This is a genomic window from Helicobacter vulpis (assembly GCF_003660395.1).
GTDB classification, from domain to species: domain Bacteria; phylum Campylobacterota; class Campylobacteria; order Campylobacterales; family Helicobacteraceae; genus Helicobacter; species Helicobacter vulpis.
In genome coordinates this window covers 1-16,589 of the sequence record NZ_QXQT01000004.1, presented here as the reverse complement: position 1 = coordinate 16,589, position 16,589 = coordinate 1, and the positions used below count along the sequence as shown (strand labels likewise).

The window sequence follows — 16,589 nt, the reverse complement described above, 5'->3', positions numbered from 1 at the left end:
AATCGTGCTCTCTGCTAAACTAAAAGAAGTCGTGGCGCGCTATGACGCGCTCGCTCACTCCCTCACCCAACCCGAAATTTTAAACGATGTCAAACGCCTCACTGAGTTGAGTAAAGAGCAAGCCGGCTTAGAGGAGCTCGCCACACAGGCAAAAGAGTATTTGGGTGTGTTGGACTCTATTCAAGAAAACAAAGCCTTATTAGAGGATAAGGAGTTGGGCGAATTGGCTAAAGAAGAGCTCAAACTCTTAGAAGAGCAAAGCAAAGCCCTAGAAGAGCGCATTAAGATTTTGCTCATCCCTAAAGACCCTAATGACAATAAAAACATCTACTTAGAATTGCGCGCGGGCACGGGGGGCGATGAGGCGGGGATCTTTGTGGGCGATCTCTTTAAAGCCTACTGCCGTTATGCGGATTTGAAGCGTTGGAAGGTGGAGATTGTCAGCTCTAGTGAGAATAGCGTAGGGGGCTACAAGGAGATGATCGCGCTCATCAAGGGGCAGGGGGTGTATTCACGGCTCAAATTTGAAGCGGGTACGCACCGCGTGCAACGCGTGCCCGAGACCGAATCACAGGGGCGTATCCACACCTCAGCCATCACTGTGGCGATCATGCCCGAAGCAGACGATGTGGAGATCAACATTAATCCGAGTGATTTGCGCATTGAGGTCTTTAGAGCGGGCGGGCATGGGGGGCAGTGCGTGAACACCACCGACTCGGCGGTGCGGATCACGCATGTACCCAGTGGGATCAGCGTTTCTATGCAAGATGAGAAATCCCAGCACAAAAACAAGGACAAAGCCCTAAAGATTTTAAAAGCCCGCTTGTATGAAAAACAAATTGAGGAGCAACAACAAGCCCACTCAGAGGAGCGCAAAATGCAGGTGGGCAGCGGGGATCGCAGCGAGCGGATTCGCACTTACAACTACCCACAAAACCGCTTGAGCGATCACCGCATTAATTTAACTCTCTATAGCCTAGAGGAGATCATGCTCTCAGGCAACCTAGACCCCGTGATCGAGCCCTTGATCGCGCATGCCCAAGCGACTGTGAGTGCAGAAATTTAGCTATGAATGCGTGCCAAGACCCCTAGCGTTTCAAGCTATTGACCGTCTGGAGCATGTTATCTGCCGTTTGAATCGTTTTAGAATTGGCTTCATAGGCGCGTTGGGCGGTGATTAAGTCGGTCATCTCTTCTACCAAGCGCACATTGCTCAATTCTAGAAAACCTTGGCGTAATTGCCCATAGCCATCGCTATTAGGATTGCCCACAATGGCCGGACCACTGGCTGATGTAACGGCTAGTAGATTATCCCCTAAGGCATGCAGCCGGCCGGGTTAATGAAATTAGCCAAAGTGATCTGTCCGATCACATTAGAAGTACTTGCATTGCCCTGAGTTACGCTCACCGTGCCATCTACCCCGATGCTAATTTGGGTGGTGTCTTGAGGGAAGGTGATCTGGGGGATGAGCAAGTAGCCTTCAGTGGTCACCATATTGCCCTGATCGTCGATCTTGAAATTGCCCGCACGGGTGTAGGCAGTAGAGCCATCGGGGAGCTGGATTTGAAAAAAGCCCTTGCCGGTGATGGCGATGTCTAGGTTATTTTCAGTTTCCTTAGGGCTACCCTGAGAAAACATCTTAGTAACACTAGAGGTACGCACCCCTAAGCCCACTTCAATGCCATTGGGGGATTTGGTGGTGTCTGAGGTAGAAGTACCCGCATACTGCAACGCTTGGTAAAAGAGATCGTTAAAATCGGCGCGTTGCTTCTTAAAGCCCACGGTATTGACATTGGCGATATTGTTAGAAGTGGTGTCAATATGGGTTTGTTGCCCGAGCATTCCGGTCGTCGCACTGTAAAGAGATCGCAACATGGCTGGCCTTTTTGTTGAAATGGCTTATTTTAGCCTAAATTCCCCCCTCAAAGTCTTAAAAATCGTAGTTAAGATAGGCTGTAACCGAGCGTCCGGGGCCAGATTGCAAGCCCGCAGGGCTAGAACCAATCCCGGTGAAGAAATACTTCATGTCAAAGATGTTGTTGACCTGCAAACTGCCCATGATCTTATGTCTGCCATTTTGCCAAAAGATTTGAGAGACTTCTATATTCCATACCCAATACCAGGGCAAGAGCCCTTCATGTTGGGTCATACACCACGCCGCACACTGATAGCCGGTACTGAGCACACTTTGGTAGTTATTTCCCCCGCTATAGTACTGCTTGCCATAGTAACCCCCGGCTGCGCTATTGCTGATCCCGCTATAAGCGCGGCTATAAAAATAGCTAGAAAGCCCAAAAGTGGTTTTGGCATAAGTGTAGCGCGCGTCTAAGATGAATTGATAGGGGCTCACAAAGGGGAAGTGTTTGTTATAGCTAGTCCCGGGCAAGACATCGCCATTGAGATCCGTCAAAGGGCCACGGCTGGTTACGCGCGTGTCAATGTAGTTAAAGGCGGCATGAAATTGCAAGCCCTGAATGGGGCGATAATACATCTCTAGCTCCACGCCTTGAGAATAGCCATTCACCGGGCGCACATTGCCCTTCATCGGGCCGCTGGTATAGACAGAATACTGACCTGTTGCAAAATCGCGCGCCCAAATTCTAAAATAATCGGCGTTGAAGCTGAACTTGCTCTTGTAGGTGTAGCGCATCCCCACCTCCACCTCATCAAAGTGCTGGGTGAAGTACTCCGCCCCACCATAGCTCAAGACATCCAATTGTGGGGGGACATAGGAGCGTTGGTAGTTGAAGTAGGTGAGCAAGGTGTGCGCGTTGTTTTGCACGGGGATAATGCCGATGTTGGTAGAGGGCATCCAATTGTTCATGTGCTTGATCTTTTTCAAGTCTTGCTCAGGGATGGCATACCAATTAGAGGCGTTTTCATTGTTGTACTGCACTAGGGCGTAGCGCAACCCGGGTACCACGAAGAAACGCCCTCCCCAAGTTTCAATGCGATCGCTCAGATACACCGCCGTGTAATTGTTTTTCCAGTTGTTCCAGTTCTTGTAGAGCCCATGCTTGATATGAGGTTTCCAACCGCTCATCACATTAGCCCCCGCACACAAAAAGCCCGCCCCCTCTCCGCTGGTTTTAGTCGCGCATTCATTGGTGTTCATGTATTGACGCTGGAGAAAGGTAGTGGTCATGAAGCGCAAACCCATGATGAAGGTCTGTTTAACTTTGCCGGTATTGACGACTAAATTAACCTTGGGTTCAAAGGCATTATTGATAGAGCGCACGGGGTTTTCTACCTCTGCCCAGCCATTGTAATTGGTGGCGTAGTAGGGTACGGCTAAGTTATAGCCACTGGGTAACCCCTGGGCCGCACAGCTTGCCGCGCTGTAGCAAGTAACCATGTTGGCGCTGTTGTAGCTAGAGCTCACTTGAAAATCCCTAGTCATGAACTGCCCGTAATAGGTGAAGCTAAAAGTCCCCCCCACTTTGTCTAAATCCCCAAAGCGGTTTTCATACACGATGCCAAAACGCTGGGAGCGCCCGCCCTTAGAATTTAAGGGGCGTTGGTTAGCAAAGCGGTTTTGCTTATAATCCTGCTCGCTGAGCGATCCAGGTTGAGCGATGTTGAATTTGTAGTACTGGTAATAGGCCTTGATCCCATTGTTTTCATTGATGTCATAGACTCCATCGAGCCAGTAGTTTTGGATATTGGTAGGGCTATTGTCCCTAAAGCCCTGCCCGTTCACCCAGTTTGCCTGTGCCTGTACCCCAAAGTGCTTGTTAATCATCCCCCCACTTCTCACATAGGTGTTAAAAAGCGTGTTATTGCCCAGGGACTTGAGAAAAGAAGAATCCCCAGTATGCGTACTAGCAAAACCCGCATTCCTAGCTTTAGCCCAAAAGGTAGTCCGTTCCGCGGCTTGGTTTTCCCAGTGCTTGGGGATGGGCTTGGTGATGATATTGACAATCCCCCCATAGGTGTTAGGTCCATATTGTACACTGCCCCCGCCCTTGATCACATCGATGCGATCCACCGCTTGAAAGGTTACCGGGAAGATATCTAACTCAATGTGCGAATAGGGAGCCATATATACAGGAACGCCATTGACCAGCATGAGAGTCGCATCGCTATGCCCTGAGCCCCCAGCCCCAAAACCTCGAATCTGAATAGTGGGCATGGCCCCCACACCTGTGGCGTTCCTAACCTGCATGCCGGGCACATTCTGCAAGGCTTCTTCAATGCTTTGGTTAGCACCTTGAGTGAGCTGTTTGTTGGAGATCACAGTACGGCTACCGGTGTATTTTTTGACTTCTTGATCCTGCCAACTTTTAGGCGCGGTGATCCCGCTATAACCCAAATTAACCTGACCAGAATAATCTGTCCTGTCTTTTTGCCCCGCTGTGGAAACCTTGCCCAAGGTGTAGGTCTTCTCTTTGGCGAGCAAAGTGTTTCCACACACTAAACTCGCTCCCAAAGCCAAGAGTAACTTCTTATCCATAGCAAACCCTTTACACCAAAAAAATGAAAAGGCCAAAAGCTAGCTGTGTGTATCTCATTAAAATAACACTCTTAAGCTTTTACGATTTTAGCTTGACAATCTTATTTTTTACTTAATAATCTTATTTTTATATTACTTTTATGGTTTAATTTATGATTAAAATATTAACAGGAGAAGTATCACCCCTTTTTACCACGCGCACGGACGCGTTCAGGATTTCAAGCGTTTGATCTTCGCCCCTACAGCGCGCATCTTGGATTCTAAATCTTCATAGCCTCGATCCAAGTGGTAGATGCGATGGATTTTAGTCTTGCCTCTAGCTACCAGCCCGGCCAATACCAACGCAGACGAGGCCCTTAAATCCGTAGCCATCACATCAGCCCCGATCAACATGCCCCCTCCCTTAATGCGCGCTAACGCTCCTTTTAAGCTAATTTGCGCGCCCATGCGTTGCAATTCACTCACATGCATGAAACGGTTTTCAAACAAGCGCTCTTCAATTAAACTCCCTCCATTACACTGGGTGGCCAGTGCCATGAATTGGGCCTGTAAATCTGTGGGAAAACCGGGGTATTCGGTAGTGATGATCTCAAAAGGCGCACGGGTGGGAGCTGGGAAGATGTCAATGGTGTGTTGGTTGGGGGCCAATTCTTGGATGTCTAATTTGAAGCCAATCTCGCTAAGCTTGCCCAAGATCGCTTCTAGGTGATGGGCGTTGGCATGCATGAAACGCATGGGGGAGTTGGTGATCGCAGCAGCGCACAGATACGTCCCACACTCAATGCGATCGGGAATAATTTCTATGGGTTTAAAACTTAAACTTTCTTGTTGTGTACCCTGAATACAAATTTCGCCACTCCCCACCCCGCGTATTTCCACCCCTGCGCTCTGCAAAAATGTGCAGAGTTGCACCACTTCGGGCTCTTTGGCCGCATTGATAATTTTACTCTCTCCCTTAGCCAGCGCAGCTGCCATCACGATATTTTCTGTACCCGTAACGCTGATCTTATCAAAGACCACATCGCAACCCTTCAGCCCGCCCTTAGCCTTAGCCATAATATAGCCATGCTCGATGCGAATCTGTGCCCCCATTTTCTCTAAGGCTTTCAAATGTAAGTCTACCGGACGCGCTCCAATGGCACATCCCCCGGGCAAACTCACTTTACACTTCCCAAAACGCGCTAGCAGTGGCCCTAGCACTAAAATAGAAGCGCGCATTTTACGCACGATGTCATAAGGGGCTTCTAGGTGGGAGATGTGGCTAGCGTCCAAAGTAAGGGTATGGGGGTCTTCCCAAAGCATCTGCACGCCCAAGTGGTCTAAAAGGGCTGCCATTGCGCGCACATCGGCCACTGCAGGCAGGTTTGCGATACGGGTGTGCGCCCCACCCAGCAAAGAACAGGCTAAAATGGGCAGGGCGGCGTTTTTGGCCCCCGAGATCGCCACGCTGCCGCCCAGAGGCTCTTGCCCCTTAATTTCCAAATAGTCCATACAATTCCTTAGTCTTTTTTCTTATGCTTGAGAGCAAGGCCTATCGTGTTAGAAATAGACTTAGCCAGTTTGGGATTGGCGTTTTCTAAGTCATGTCCAAATTTGATCGTGCGATCGATGTCAAAGTATTCACTCCCAGCGATGTCTTCAACAAAGCCCAGCCAATCCCCCTCTTTGACATTTTTAGGCAATGCGTTGTAATGGCGCAGGAACGTCTCTACAAGCACTTCAAAATCCCCCCTAGTTTTCAACATTTTAAAATTACTGATGAGTTCGCTCAAAGAAGGGGGTTGAGCACGGGGGGGTGGGGGTTGGAAGTAGGTATAAACCAAGCCGATGATAAAAACAGGGAAGGCTAGAAAAAAACCCGCGCTCCAATAAATCGCATAAAACCACAGGTCGTCCATTAGCCCCTCACTAATTGGTAAAAATCATTGGTGGCTTGCACAAAGCCGTCCATACTCCCGCAATCATAGCGTCTTCCTTGAAACCTGTAAGCCAAAACCTGTTTGCGTTGGGATTGTTTTAAGAGCGCATCTGTAATTTGAATCTCTTGGTTTTTACCCGGCCGGGTGTTTTGGAGCACGTCAAAAATATCGGGAGTCAGAATATAACGCCCAATGATGGCCAAATTGCTAGGGGCTTCCTGCGCTTTAGGTTTTTCCACCATGTCCATTACTTGGTAGACCCCATTGGCGATCTCTTGCCCCTTGATCACCCCATATTTATGCACCTCTTCTAGGGGGACTTCTTCGATGGCGACAATGCAACATTGGTACTTGGCATAGAGTGCCACCATCTGGCTCAACACGCCTAGCCCTTGGGGGTTGATGCATAAATCGTCTGCCAAGACCACGCAAAAGGCTTCATTCCCAATCAAAGTTTGGGCGGTGTGGATGGCATGCCCTAGCCCTTTCATTTCATGTTGGCGGGTGTAGGAAAACTTACAGGCTTGCATGATGGCACGGATGCTTTTAAGATATTCTTCTTTGTTTGTACCATTGATTTGGTGTTCTAATTCATAGCTAATATCAAAGTGATCTTCAATGGCGCGCTTGCCCCTCCCAGTAACAATGGCCATGGTGTCGCACCCTGCTTCTAGGGCCTCTTCCACGCCATATTGAATCAAGGGCTTATTCACAATGGGCAACATCTCTTTGGGCATCGCCTTGGTGGCGGGCAAAAAACGCGTGCCATAACCTGCAGCAGGAAACAGACATTTTTTAATCATGGTTGTCCTTGTCTTGAAGTGTGTCTTGAAAAAAAGCATTGAGATCAAGAGGTTTGGCATGGGGAGCAAAAATGCGCTGGTAGATGATGTAATTGGCCATGACTTTCTGCCCGTAGAGGCGGGTCTCTTCATAAGGGATCAACTCCATACTTAGCCATGGCTCAAATTTGCCGGGTCTAAAAAAGTGTCTTTGGGTTAAGAGCCGTCTAAAAAACCCCGGCCCGGCATTGTAGCAATAGGCTACAAAAAGAGGGTGCTTGAATTCAGCCTTAAGATAATTTAGGTAGTAATTGCCAAAGGGCAAAGCGATCTTGGGGTTGAACATGTCAGTAAGTTGAGTGGGGCCCGCTCCCATTTTTTGGGCAAAATTAGGCACATTGAAGGGCATAATCTGCATTAAACCCAGCGCATACGATCGCGAGATCAACGCGGGCAAAAGCAGGCTTTCTTGGCGGGCGATGGCGTAGGCTAAGGCCCTCTCCTGCAAGGAAGTCCAAGAGATGATGTGTTCATAGGGGGCTAAGAAATAATGTTTTTCTGGGTGATCGCGCCCAGAAAGTAGGCCAAATGGGGGAGGGTCTGGGGGGTTTTCAAGCTCTCTAATCTTTGATCGCGCGCGGGCCCTTGGGGCATCGCTAGGGTCTTGTCTCTGAAAATTTGCCATGCAAAGGGATCGGTAATGTCAAAGGGGGGTTTCTTGTGGCGCGCGTGTAAGGTCGTGATGAGTTGGTAAGTGGGAGTTTTGTGTAGGCTGAAGTTGGCATAGAGACTAAAGAGATTGGGGTTATCACTCTGACTCAAGCTCTCTAAAATGGCGGGGTCTTGACTGATTAGATACTGCCAAAAAAGGGCTTTGTCTTTGAGAAAAGGGGTGTTGGCCAGATAAGCAGCGCGCTTGAAGTAATCCAGTGCTCTGTCTTCTTTATTTTGCAATACAGCGTTGATCCCGAGTATAAAAAAGGTCTTGTCATCCGTGTTGGTGATGTGGGCTTTGGCTAGGGATTCTTTAAAATGCAAAAAACGCGCGTCCATCACAATGCGTTGGATAATTTGGTTGAGTTTGGGATCATTTTTGTTTATGAAAGATTCGAGCCATTCAGGGTTGATGTGGTGGTCTAAGAGTTGGAGGCGTTGTTTATAGGGCAGGGCATTGTAGATGAACACCAAAGTGGAGACACTGCTCTCAAACAGGGCTTTTAAAATATCATGGTGGAGTAAAATCCCAATGGAAGTGTCGAGCTTAGGGTAGTCTTTGGCAAGCTTGCCTTGCATGAGTTCTAGGAGCGTGCGGTGCAATCGATCTTGAGCACTGGCAAAGATTTTAGAAACACTCAAGCCCAGCGCGATACAGCGCGCGTCTTTTAGAGCAAGCTCTTGAAGAGGGAGAGTGCTGCACAGATTAGTTATGCCAAGCCCTAAGGCCTTTTTAGCGCGCATGGCTTCTTGGATCGCCACACTCTTATAAGTTACTAGATTATAAGCTGCCTTGGCCTCTGAAGTGGTGGTACTCTCTTGCTTGAGAAACATCCAGATGTAAAAGTCGCGCGCGATGCCCGGGGGTTTGTTTTTGAGAAAATCCAAATTAAGGGGTTTACCTCCCAATAAACAACACGCGCAACACAAACACAAAAGTCTAAACACACTTACCCCTGCGCGTAGAGAAACAAGAGTTTTACCAAAGTCATGTCTACAAATTGCAAGAAAACGAGCAGGGCAAGGGGCGAGAGATCGATCCCATTGAAGACCAAAAAGGGCAGCCACGATCGCACCTTAGCAAAGAGGGGTTCGGTGAGGCGGTAGAGGATTTGTACTAGCGCATTTGTAGGGTCTGGCCTGACGAAACTTAGAATCATAGCGATGACGACCACCCAAGTATAAAGGGTGATCAAGCTGTGTAAAATTGTGGCCAGCGCGCCTAAAATGGTACTAAGAACCATGCACATCCTTTAGGACCAAAATTTCAGAGGCAAAGGCGCGCACAAAGGGGTAGAGCAAACTCAGCTCTAAGCCATGGGCTTGCCCAGTAAAGAGGATACGCAGGGGTTTGAAAAAATCCTTGCCCTTGAGCTGACTAGCCTGCATGGCGGCCTGCTTGAAGTGGGTGAAATCTTCTAATTGCCCCAAATTTAGAGTTTGCAAAGCGCGGTATAAGTGGTAGCAATGATCATAGAAATTCTCTCCTTCATAGTCCTGCCTAATGTCTTTAGGGCTGAACATGGCCTTTAGCTTGCCTTGTAATTCTTGTAAGGTGCTGGAGTCTTCTAAAAAAAGTTGGGCTAACTTGGCCTTGCTTGGGTGATCTAGCTTTAAAAGGGTTTGGAGTTCTTCAAGGGTTAGCTTTGATAGGTGTTTGTGGTTGAGGTGGCGCAGGTAGGCTAGATCAAAGCGTGCGTTCGCGCCACTTAACTTGGCTAGGTTAAACCATGCACAACTCTCCTCAAGATCAAAGACATCCTTAGGGGGGCTATAGCCAAGAGAGATGAGATAATTTGCCACGCTCTGGGGCAAAAAGCCCTGTTGCAAAAGCCAAGAAACACTAGAAGCCGCATCGCGTTTGCTCATCTTTTTACCCGTTTCGTGGTTGAGAATGAGGGGTAAATGCGCGTAGGTGATCTGATGATATGCAACCCCTAGCACTTGTGCTAGGGCTTTTTGGATAAGGATTTGTTTAGGGGTGTTGCTGACATGATCTTCGCCCCGAATGATATAGCTAATCTTGTAGGTGAAATCATCGCATGCGCAGGCAAAATTATAGGTGGGGGTCTTATCCGCACGCAAGATCACAAAACTATCTAATTCATGGGGCTCAAAATGGATCACGCCCTTAATTTGATCGGTGAAGTCTAGTGCCTGTGTGCTGCCTCTTAAACGCACTACGGGATGGGGGTTGCTTTGTTGTTGTAAGAATGCCCAAGCGTCATGGTAGCGAAAGGGGCGTTTTTCCTGCAGGGCGCGTTGCTTTTGCTCCTCTAAGAACTCTAGGGTGCAGTGGCAATAAAAGGCCAAGCCTTGATCTAAGAGTTTTTGAGCGTACTCTATGTGTGTGGCCACATTCGCGCTTTGATAGACTAGCTGATCCCACGAAATGCCCATAGTACTCAAGAGTTCTAAAATTTCTTGGTCCTTATGGGGGATATTACGTGCCGTGTCTGTGTCCTCAATACGCACCATCAAGGGGCGTTGGAGTTGCTTGGCCACGATGAAATTGAGCAAAGCAGCGCGCAAATTCCCAATATGCATATCCCCAGTGGGCGAAGGCGCAAAACGAAGCATTAAAAAGCCTTTTTTGCGTAGAATTATAGCCACTCTTGTTTATTACAAACTTCAGAAAGCAAACGCGCTTGATATTTTGCTGGTATTTATGCGACACTAAGAGATTGAGGCCGCCAACTTCTGATAGAATTGCTCGCATAGAACTTGAAACACGAGGTGCAACATACAAGAATCCCTAAGCAAGTCAGAGCAAAAGATCAAAGACATTAAGCGGATGAGACTAATGGGTATATGTATTCATGGTTACCAAAGTTAAGCCTGCCTTATTTGGACTGCAAAATTCTAATCGGGATTTTTCTAAAAAACAAGCATGGGGCAAGAATCAATTCAATACCGCCTTTCCTGTATCGCTGTGTTGCTATTTTGAACACCACAACATCAATGCCATTTACTTAAAAATTGCAAAAGGCGCATTCGCCCACGCAGAAATAGAAATCGCACAGCTACTAGGCAAAAGCACCCAAGATACCGACACCTATTTTGCATTTGAAACCCCTTTTTTGCCTTATCAAAAATACATCGTGGGCAAATTGCCTAGAATAGACATGGTGGTGCAAAATCTCACCGATAATAGCCAAAGTTGTGGGTTAGAAATCAAACTCACCGCACTTCCCGACAACAGCACTTGTGGTTTAACAGAAGAAGACTATGGGTGCGAGCTTGTGGTGCGTCCAGACACCATTGTATATCTTGCCTGTAGCCTTGCGCATGCCTTGCAGGATACGAACTTTTTATGCAATCTTATAGATTTTGGGATCAAAGATTGGAGTCAAGAAGCGCAAGTCTTGCCCCACATCTCTAATATGCTTGCCTTTTTAAGGGATATTTACAACGCTGTAGAACACACGCAAACGCCTTTTTTGCTCCAGCCCATTTGGAAAACTCTAGCCCGGCACGCAAAATTAGCACAACACTGCCTAGATATTTTTGTGTGGAGCAATGCAGGTTTTCTGCATTTTTTAACAGAAATTGCAGGCGGTGAAAACCCTTTAAAAATCAACCGACAACAAAGAACAATCATATGGCTTTACAAAATGCTATACTCACTGTCCATGTCTCAAAAATTTGATCCCAAATCCATCATCGATCGCTTGTCCTACAACACCAAAAACGATAAAGCTTTTGCCTCTTCAGGCAATGTTACAAATCCTTATATGCGTTGCCAAAGATTGCTAAGACCCACCATCACCAAAGAGGCAATTAAAGAGATTATTTTAGGTGGGGGGCAAAATTATTTAAGCCCTGAGCGTAGATTTGATGCGGTGCTTTTCCATTCCCCGGAGCTTTTTTCATGACTTGTGTGGATTTGTTTTGTGGCTGTGGGGGCATGTCGCTTGGCTTTCAGCTTGCCGGGTTTAAAATGTTAAAAGCTTTTGATCATTGGGAATGTGCTTTAAAAGTCTATCGGCAGAACTTCGCCCATGAAGCCCTAAATGTGGATTTATCTAATCCAAGCCTTGTGATCCCCCTATTGCTAGAGTTAAAACCCCAGATCATCATCGGTGGCCCACCTTGTCAAGATTTTTCAAGTGCGGGCAAAAGGGATATGGGCAGTAGGGCGCACTTAACCCATAGCTATACCGACATTGTTTGCGCCACAAAACCGCAATGGTTTGTGATGGAAAATGTCGCGCCCATTAGAAAGAGCGCTATTTTGGATATTTGTATCCACAAATTCAAACAAGCGGGCTATGGTTTAACTTCTGTGATTTTAGACGCGGCTTATTGCCAAGTGCCGCAATCTCGGGTGCGCTTTTTTCTCATCGGTCGCTTGAATGGAGGGCATAACGCCTTGCTACACACATTAAAACAAGGACTCACCAAGAACCCCATGTCTATTAGGGATTATTTGGGAGAGACGCTAGGCATACAGCATTATTACAGACACCCTAGAAGTTATCAAAGGCGTGCGGTCTTTAGCATTGATGAGCCTAGCCCCACGATTCGGGGCGTGAATAGACCCATCCCTAAACATTACCAACTTAAAACCTACGATCCTAGCGGTGTGGATTTGCGCGCCCTGCGCCCCTTAAGCACCCTAGAGAGAAGTTATCTACAAACCTTCCCTAAAAACTTCATTTTTAAGGGCACTAAAACAGACCTAGAACAGATGATTGGCAACGCCGTCCCCATCAATTTAGCCAAATACATCGGGCAGGCAATCATGGAGTGTAAAACAGATACAGGAGAGCAAAACCCTCAAGCTTTCCTCTTAGCTGACAAACCCCTACACAGACAACAAGGCATGCAAGCCTCGCTTTTCTAGTCCAACCCCCAATTTCTGCTATAATCCCGCTTATGCAAAAATTTAAGAAAATTCTGCCTAACCACCCTTCTAGAATTGCCCTTAAAACACTTAAAAGCCTAAGCTATGAAAATAGAGTTTAAACAAGAACAAGTGTGCGCAAACCCCTTGCACGCCATCGCCACGAGCATGCTATTTGTGCTTCTCTCAGCACTTGGGTTGTCTTTTGTACAACCCCCCAAGGTCAAGATCATGTTTGGGGACATCTTCACACCTGTTTGGATTTGGTATTATGGGCATGTGGCTAGTCTGATCTTGGGGAGTTGGCCTAAAAAGCCCCTTGCAATCGGGGTGGCTTGGGCTCTTGTGATCCTCTCCTTGTTTCTTTTTAGAGTCTATGGCTATACGCATATTTATTACTTCAAGGTCTATTTACCCCCCCTAGCGATCACGACACTATGGGCGTGTTTTTGTGTGAGATGGACGCATTGGATGTTGGGAATCTTTCTAGTGTGGTATGTGAGTTTTATACTTTACATAGACCCTAGCAATATCCATAATCCCCAAGTCCTGGTGGTGTTTTTCTATTTGTGTCTGTGGTATGGTTTTTGGTTTGTCGCTCTGCGCCACGCACCTCTAGCTCTCGTGCTAGCTTTTGCCTCATTAGGGCTTGTTCTCTTGGGGTTGCCCGTCTGAAGAAAATTGCACCGGGCGCACAAAACCCCAAAACCACGCCAAAGGGATGGATTCACCCCTTGCGTTTTTCTACGATTTCCTTAGCGATATTGCTGGGCACTTCGCCATAATGGTCAAACTCCATAGAGTAGGTCCCGCGCCCCTGCGTAGCAGAGCGCAAGTCAGTGGAGTAACCAAACATTTCCACTAAGGGTACAAAGGCGTTCACAATTTTAAGCCCTAAGCGATCCTCCATCGCGTTAATTTGCCCCCTGCGGCGATTCAAATCCCCGATCACATCGCCCATATATTCTTCGGGCACTTCAACCTCCACCTTCATCATGGGTTCTAAGAGTACGGGGTTGGCCGCCCTACAGGCCTCTTTAAAGGCCATGGAGCCGGCAATTTTAAAGGCCATCTCTGAAGAATCCACCTCGTGATAACTCCCATCATACAAAGTAACCTTAAAATCCACCACCGGATAGCCCGCCAACACCCCGCTTTGCATCGCCTCTTGGATGCCCTTATCCACTGCCGGGATATACTCTTTGGGGATCACCCCCCCACTGATTTGATTGACAAATTCATAGCCACTCCCGGGCTCTTTGGGCTCAAGCTTGATAAAGACATGCCCGTACTGCCCGCGCCCTCCCGATTGTTTGGCGTATTTGTGCTCTTTTTGCACCTCGCTTCTAATGGTTTCTCTAAAGGCAACTTGGGGTTGGCCCACCTCTGCTTCCACTTTAAACTCCCTTTTGAGGCGATCGACGATGATCTCCAAGTGCAATTCACCCATGCCCCCAATCAAAGTCTGCCCGGTCTCCTCTTGAGTCATCACTCTAAAGCTGGGATCTTCTTCGGCGAGTTTGCCCAAGGCCACGCCCATTTTTTCTTGATCGGCCTTAGTTTTGGGCTCAACAGCGATGTGAATCACAGGTTCGGGGAACTCCATGCGCTCCAACACCACAGGGCTTTTTTCATGGCAAAGCGTGTCGCCTGTCAGGGTGTCCTTGAGCCCCACAAAGGCGCAAATTTCACCGGCATAAACCTCCTTGATGTCCTCGCGCTTGTTGGAGTGCATTTTGAGCAAACGCCCCACGCGTTCTTTCTTGTCCTTCGTGGAGTTGTAAATATAGCTCCCCGATTCGAGTTTCCCTCGATACACCCGCACAAAGGTGAGCTGCCCCACAAAGGGATCGGTCATGATTTTAAAGGCCAAGCCGGCAAAATCCCCCTCATCACTGGATTGTACCTTGATTTCTTCATCGCTTTTGGGATCCACGCCTTTAATGTCTGCCACTTCTGTAGGGGCGGGGAGGTAGTCAATGACCGCGTCCAACAAGGTTTGCACCCCCTTATTCTTGAAGGACGAACCACAGAGCATAGGAATCAAGGCCATATTCAAGCACCCCGCTTTAATCCCATGCTTGATCTCTTCCACACTCAAGGCCTCTCCACCCAAATACTTTTCCATCAAGGCCTCATCTTGTTCGGCCACCGCCTCTAAGAGTTTGTCGCGGTACTCTTGGGCTTTGGCTTGCAGGTCGCCAGGGATGTCTTGCACATCGTATTTGGCACCCATCGCCTCGTTATTCCACACAATGGCCTTCATAGCGACCAAATCGATCACTCCTTGAAAAGTGTCTTCTGCGCCAATGGGGATATTGATGGGTACAGGGTTGGCTTTCAAGCGTTCTTTAATTTGATTCTCCACGCTGTAGAAATTCGCCCCAATGCGATCCATTTTGTTCACAAAGACGATGCGGGGCACGCCGTATTTATTCGCCTGCCGCCACACGGTTTCACTCTGGGGTTGCACCCCCCCTACCGAGCAAAACACCGCCACCGCGCCATCTAGAACGCGCATGGATCGCTCCACTTCAATGGTAAAATCCACATGCCCGGGGGTGTCAATCAAGTTGATTTGGTGATCTTGCCAAAAACAAGTCGTGGCAGCAGAGGTGATGGTGATCCCTCTTTCTTTTTCTTGCTCCATCCAATCCATTGTGGCCGCGCCGTCATGCACCTCGCCAATCTTATGGCTAACCCCTGTGTAGAACAAAATGCGCTCAGAGGTGGTGGTTTTGCCCGCGTCAATGTGGGCGGCAATCCCGATATTTCTAATTCTCTCTAAAGGAGTTTTGCGTGCCATAACCCCCCCTTACCAGCGGTAGTGGGCAAAGGCTTTATTGGCCTCTGCCATTTTGTGGATTTCTTCTTTTTTTCTAAAAGCAGCCCCCTTGTCGCTGGCCGCGTCCAATAATTCGTTGGCCAGTTTGTCAATCATCATGCGCTCATTGCGTTTGCGGGTGGCTTCTAAAATCCAGCGGATGGACAGGGATTGTTGGCGGGCTGGGCGCACTTCTACGGGCACTTGGTAGGTCGCCCCGCCCACCCGTCTAGAGCGCACCTCTAGCAAGGGTTTGACATTCTCTAGGGCTTTCTCAAAGACTTCAATGCCCTTTTCTCCGCTTTTTTCCTCAATCTTGTTAAGCGCGGCATAGATGATCTTTTCAGCCACGCTACGCTTCCCATCATACATCATCTTGTTGATGAACTTGGTGATCACCTTGCTATTGTAGACCGGATCGCCCAAAACCTCGCGAATTGGCGCGCGTTTTCTTCTCATATTTTACCCTTTATTTTTTCTTTTCAGCCCCAGCTTTGGCCTTTTTAGCCCCGTATTTGCTGCGAGAAACCGATCGCTTATTCACCCCTGCGGTGTCCAACGCCCCGCGCACAATGTGGTATTTCACCCCGGGCAAGTCCTTAACCCTTCCCCCGCGCACAAGCACGATGGAGTGTTCTTGCAAGTTATGCCCCTCTCCGGGGATATAGCTGATGACCTCAAACTTGCTTGTCAAACGCACTTTGGCGACTTTTCTAAGAGCGGAGTTGGGTTTTTTGGGGGTGGTGGTGTAAACCCGGGTGCAAACCCCCCTTCTTTGGGGGCATTCCACCAAGGCCGGAGACTTGGTTTTCTTGAGGATTTTCTTCCTTTCCTTGCGAATCAACTGGTTGATGGTTGGCACTGCTTCCCTTTTTAATAAGTTCGAAAACGCCCATTGTATACTAAAAAAGCTTGATTTTAGCTTCACTGGTAATAGAAGTATGCAAGAGACCAGCGCGCTAGCTCATAGTGATGTGATCCCACCCCCCAAACCCACAGAGCCCAAATTCAGCCCCCGCTACCAACTCAAAAGAACATGGAGGATCTAAT

At 48.1% G+C, this 16,589-nt stretch carries 14 protein-coding genes and 2 pseudogenes; 4 read left to right on the top strand and 12 right to left on the bottom strand.

What is annotated here, in order from left to right; translation table 11 throughout:
- Positions 1-4 precede the first annotated feature (4 nt).
- Entirely contained in the window at positions 5-1,066 is a 1,062-nt protein-coding gene (prfA, locus tag EAO38_RS02015) for a peptide chain release factor 1 (protein ID WP_121020625.1), read from the top strand.
- 22 nt (positions 1,067-1,088) lie between these two features.
- Here the strand turns inward: prfA and flgG are convergent.
- From flgG to gltX, 9 genes and pseudogenes are all read right to left on the bottom strand, one after another.
- Positions 1,089-1,876: pseudogene (flgG, locus tag EAO38_RS02010) on the bottom strand (flagellar basal-body rod protein FlgG).
- Positions 1,877-1,931: 55 nt separating this feature from the next.
- Positions 1,932-4,454, bottom strand: a complete 2,523-nt coding sequence (locus tag EAO38_RS02005) for a TonB-dependent receptor family protein (protein WP_121020622.1) — start codon at positions 4,452-4,454, stop codon at positions 1,932-1,934.
- A gap of 210 nt (positions 4,455-4,664) precedes the next feature.
- Positions 4,665-5,945, bottom strand: a complete 1,281-nt coding sequence (gene murA / locus EAO38_RS02000) for a UDP-N-acetylglucosamine 1-carboxyvinyltransferase (RefSeq protein WP_121020620.1) — start codon at positions 5,943-5,945, stop codon at positions 4,665-4,667.
- 8 nt (positions 5,946-5,953) lie between these two features.
- The gene (locus EAO38_RS01995; RefSeq protein ID WP_121020618.1) at positions 5,954-6,352 is read right to left on the bottom strand and encodes a hypothetical protein; all 399 of its coding nucleotides are present in this window, start codon (positions 6,350-6,352) and stop codon (positions 5,954-5,956) included.
- Positions 6,352-7,176 (bottom strand): UTP--glucose-1-phosphate uridylyltransferase GalU, encoded by an 825-nt coding sequence (galU, locus tag EAO38_RS01990; RefSeq protein ID WP_121020616.1) that lies wholly within the window; start codon positions 7,174-7,176, stop codon positions 6,352-6,354. The genes EAO38_RS01995 and galU overlap by 1 nt, the downstream gene beginning before the upstream one ends.
- A pseudogene (locus EAO38_RS09105) lies at positions 7,169-7,738 on the bottom strand (lytic transglycosylase domain-containing protein); the annotation flags it as partial. The gene galU and the pseudogene EAO38_RS09105, both read right to left, overlap by 8 nt.
- Positions 7,696-8,817: a hypothetical protein gene (locus EAO38_RS01985; protein ID WP_235852473.1), complete on the bottom strand. Its 1,122-nt coding sequence runs from the start codon at positions 8,815-8,817 to the stop codon at positions 7,696-7,698. The gene EAO38_RS01985 and the pseudogene EAO38_RS09105, both read right to left, overlap by 43 nt.
- A gap of 2 nt (positions 8,818-8,819) precedes the next feature.
- Positions 8,820-9,113, bottom strand: coding sequence for a YggT family protein (locus EAO38_RS01980; protein ID WP_121020614.1), 294 nt, complete (start codon positions 9,111-9,113; stop codon positions 8,820-8,822).
- Positions 9,103-10,449 carry a glutamate--tRNA ligase gene (gene gltX / locus EAO38_RS01975; protein ID WP_121020612.1) on the bottom strand — a complete coding sequence of 449 codons (1,347 nt, stop codon included), beginning with the start codon at positions 10,447-10,449 and terminating at the stop codon, positions 9,103-9,105. Before gltX ends, EAO38_RS01980 begins: the two co-directional genes overlap by 11 nt.
- A gap of 239 nt (positions 10,450-10,688) precedes the next feature.
- Here gltX and EAO38_RS01970 point away from each other — a divergent pair, with 239 nt between their 5' ends.
- The 3 genes from EAO38_RS01970 (at position 10,689) to EAO38_RS01960 (ending at position 13,390) form a co-directional block, all read left to right on the top strand.
- A complete protein-coding gene (locus EAO38_RS01970; protein WP_121020610.1) occupies positions 10,689-11,744 on the top strand; it encodes a HindVP family restriction endonuclease in 1,056 nt (351 codons plus the stop codon).
- Entirely contained in the window at positions 11,741-12,715 is a 975-nt protein-coding gene (locus EAO38_RS01965; RefSeq protein ID WP_121020608.1) for a DNA cytosine methyltransferase, read from the top strand. Before EAO38_RS01970 ends, EAO38_RS01965 begins: the two co-directional genes overlap by 4 nt.
- A gap of 105 nt (positions 12,716-12,820) precedes the next feature.
- Positions 12,821-13,390, top strand: coding sequence for a hypothetical protein (locus tag EAO38_RS01960; RefSeq protein ID WP_121020606.1), 570 nt, complete (start codon positions 12,821-12,823; stop codon positions 13,388-13,390).
- A gap of 52 nt (positions 13,391-13,442) precedes the next feature.
- Here EAO38_RS01960 and fusA read toward each other — a convergent pair whose 3' ends face one another.
- Genes fusA through rpsL form a run of 3 tightly spaced genes read right to left on the bottom strand, consistent with a single transcriptional unit; the run spans position 13,443 to position 16,401 of the window.
- Positions 13,443-15,521 (bottom strand): elongation factor G, encoded by a 2,079-nt coding sequence (fusA, locus tag EAO38_RS01955; protein WP_121020604.1) that lies wholly within the window; start codon positions 15,519-15,521, stop codon positions 13,443-13,445.
- A gap of 9 nt (positions 15,522-15,530) precedes the next feature.
- On the bottom strand, positions 15,531-15,998 hold the full coding sequence (rpsG, locus tag EAO38_RS01950; RefSeq protein ID WP_121020603.1) for a 30S ribosomal protein S7: 468 nt from the start codon (positions 15,996-15,998) through the stop codon (positions 15,531-15,533).
- Positions 15,999-16,008: 10 nt separating this feature from the next.
- Complete coding sequence (gene rpsL / locus EAO38_RS01945; protein WP_013468810.1) at positions 16,009-16,401, bottom strand: 30S ribosomal protein S12; 393 nt, start codon at positions 16,399-16,401, stop codon at positions 16,009-16,011.
- Positions 16,402-16,589 lie beyond the last annotated feature (188 nt).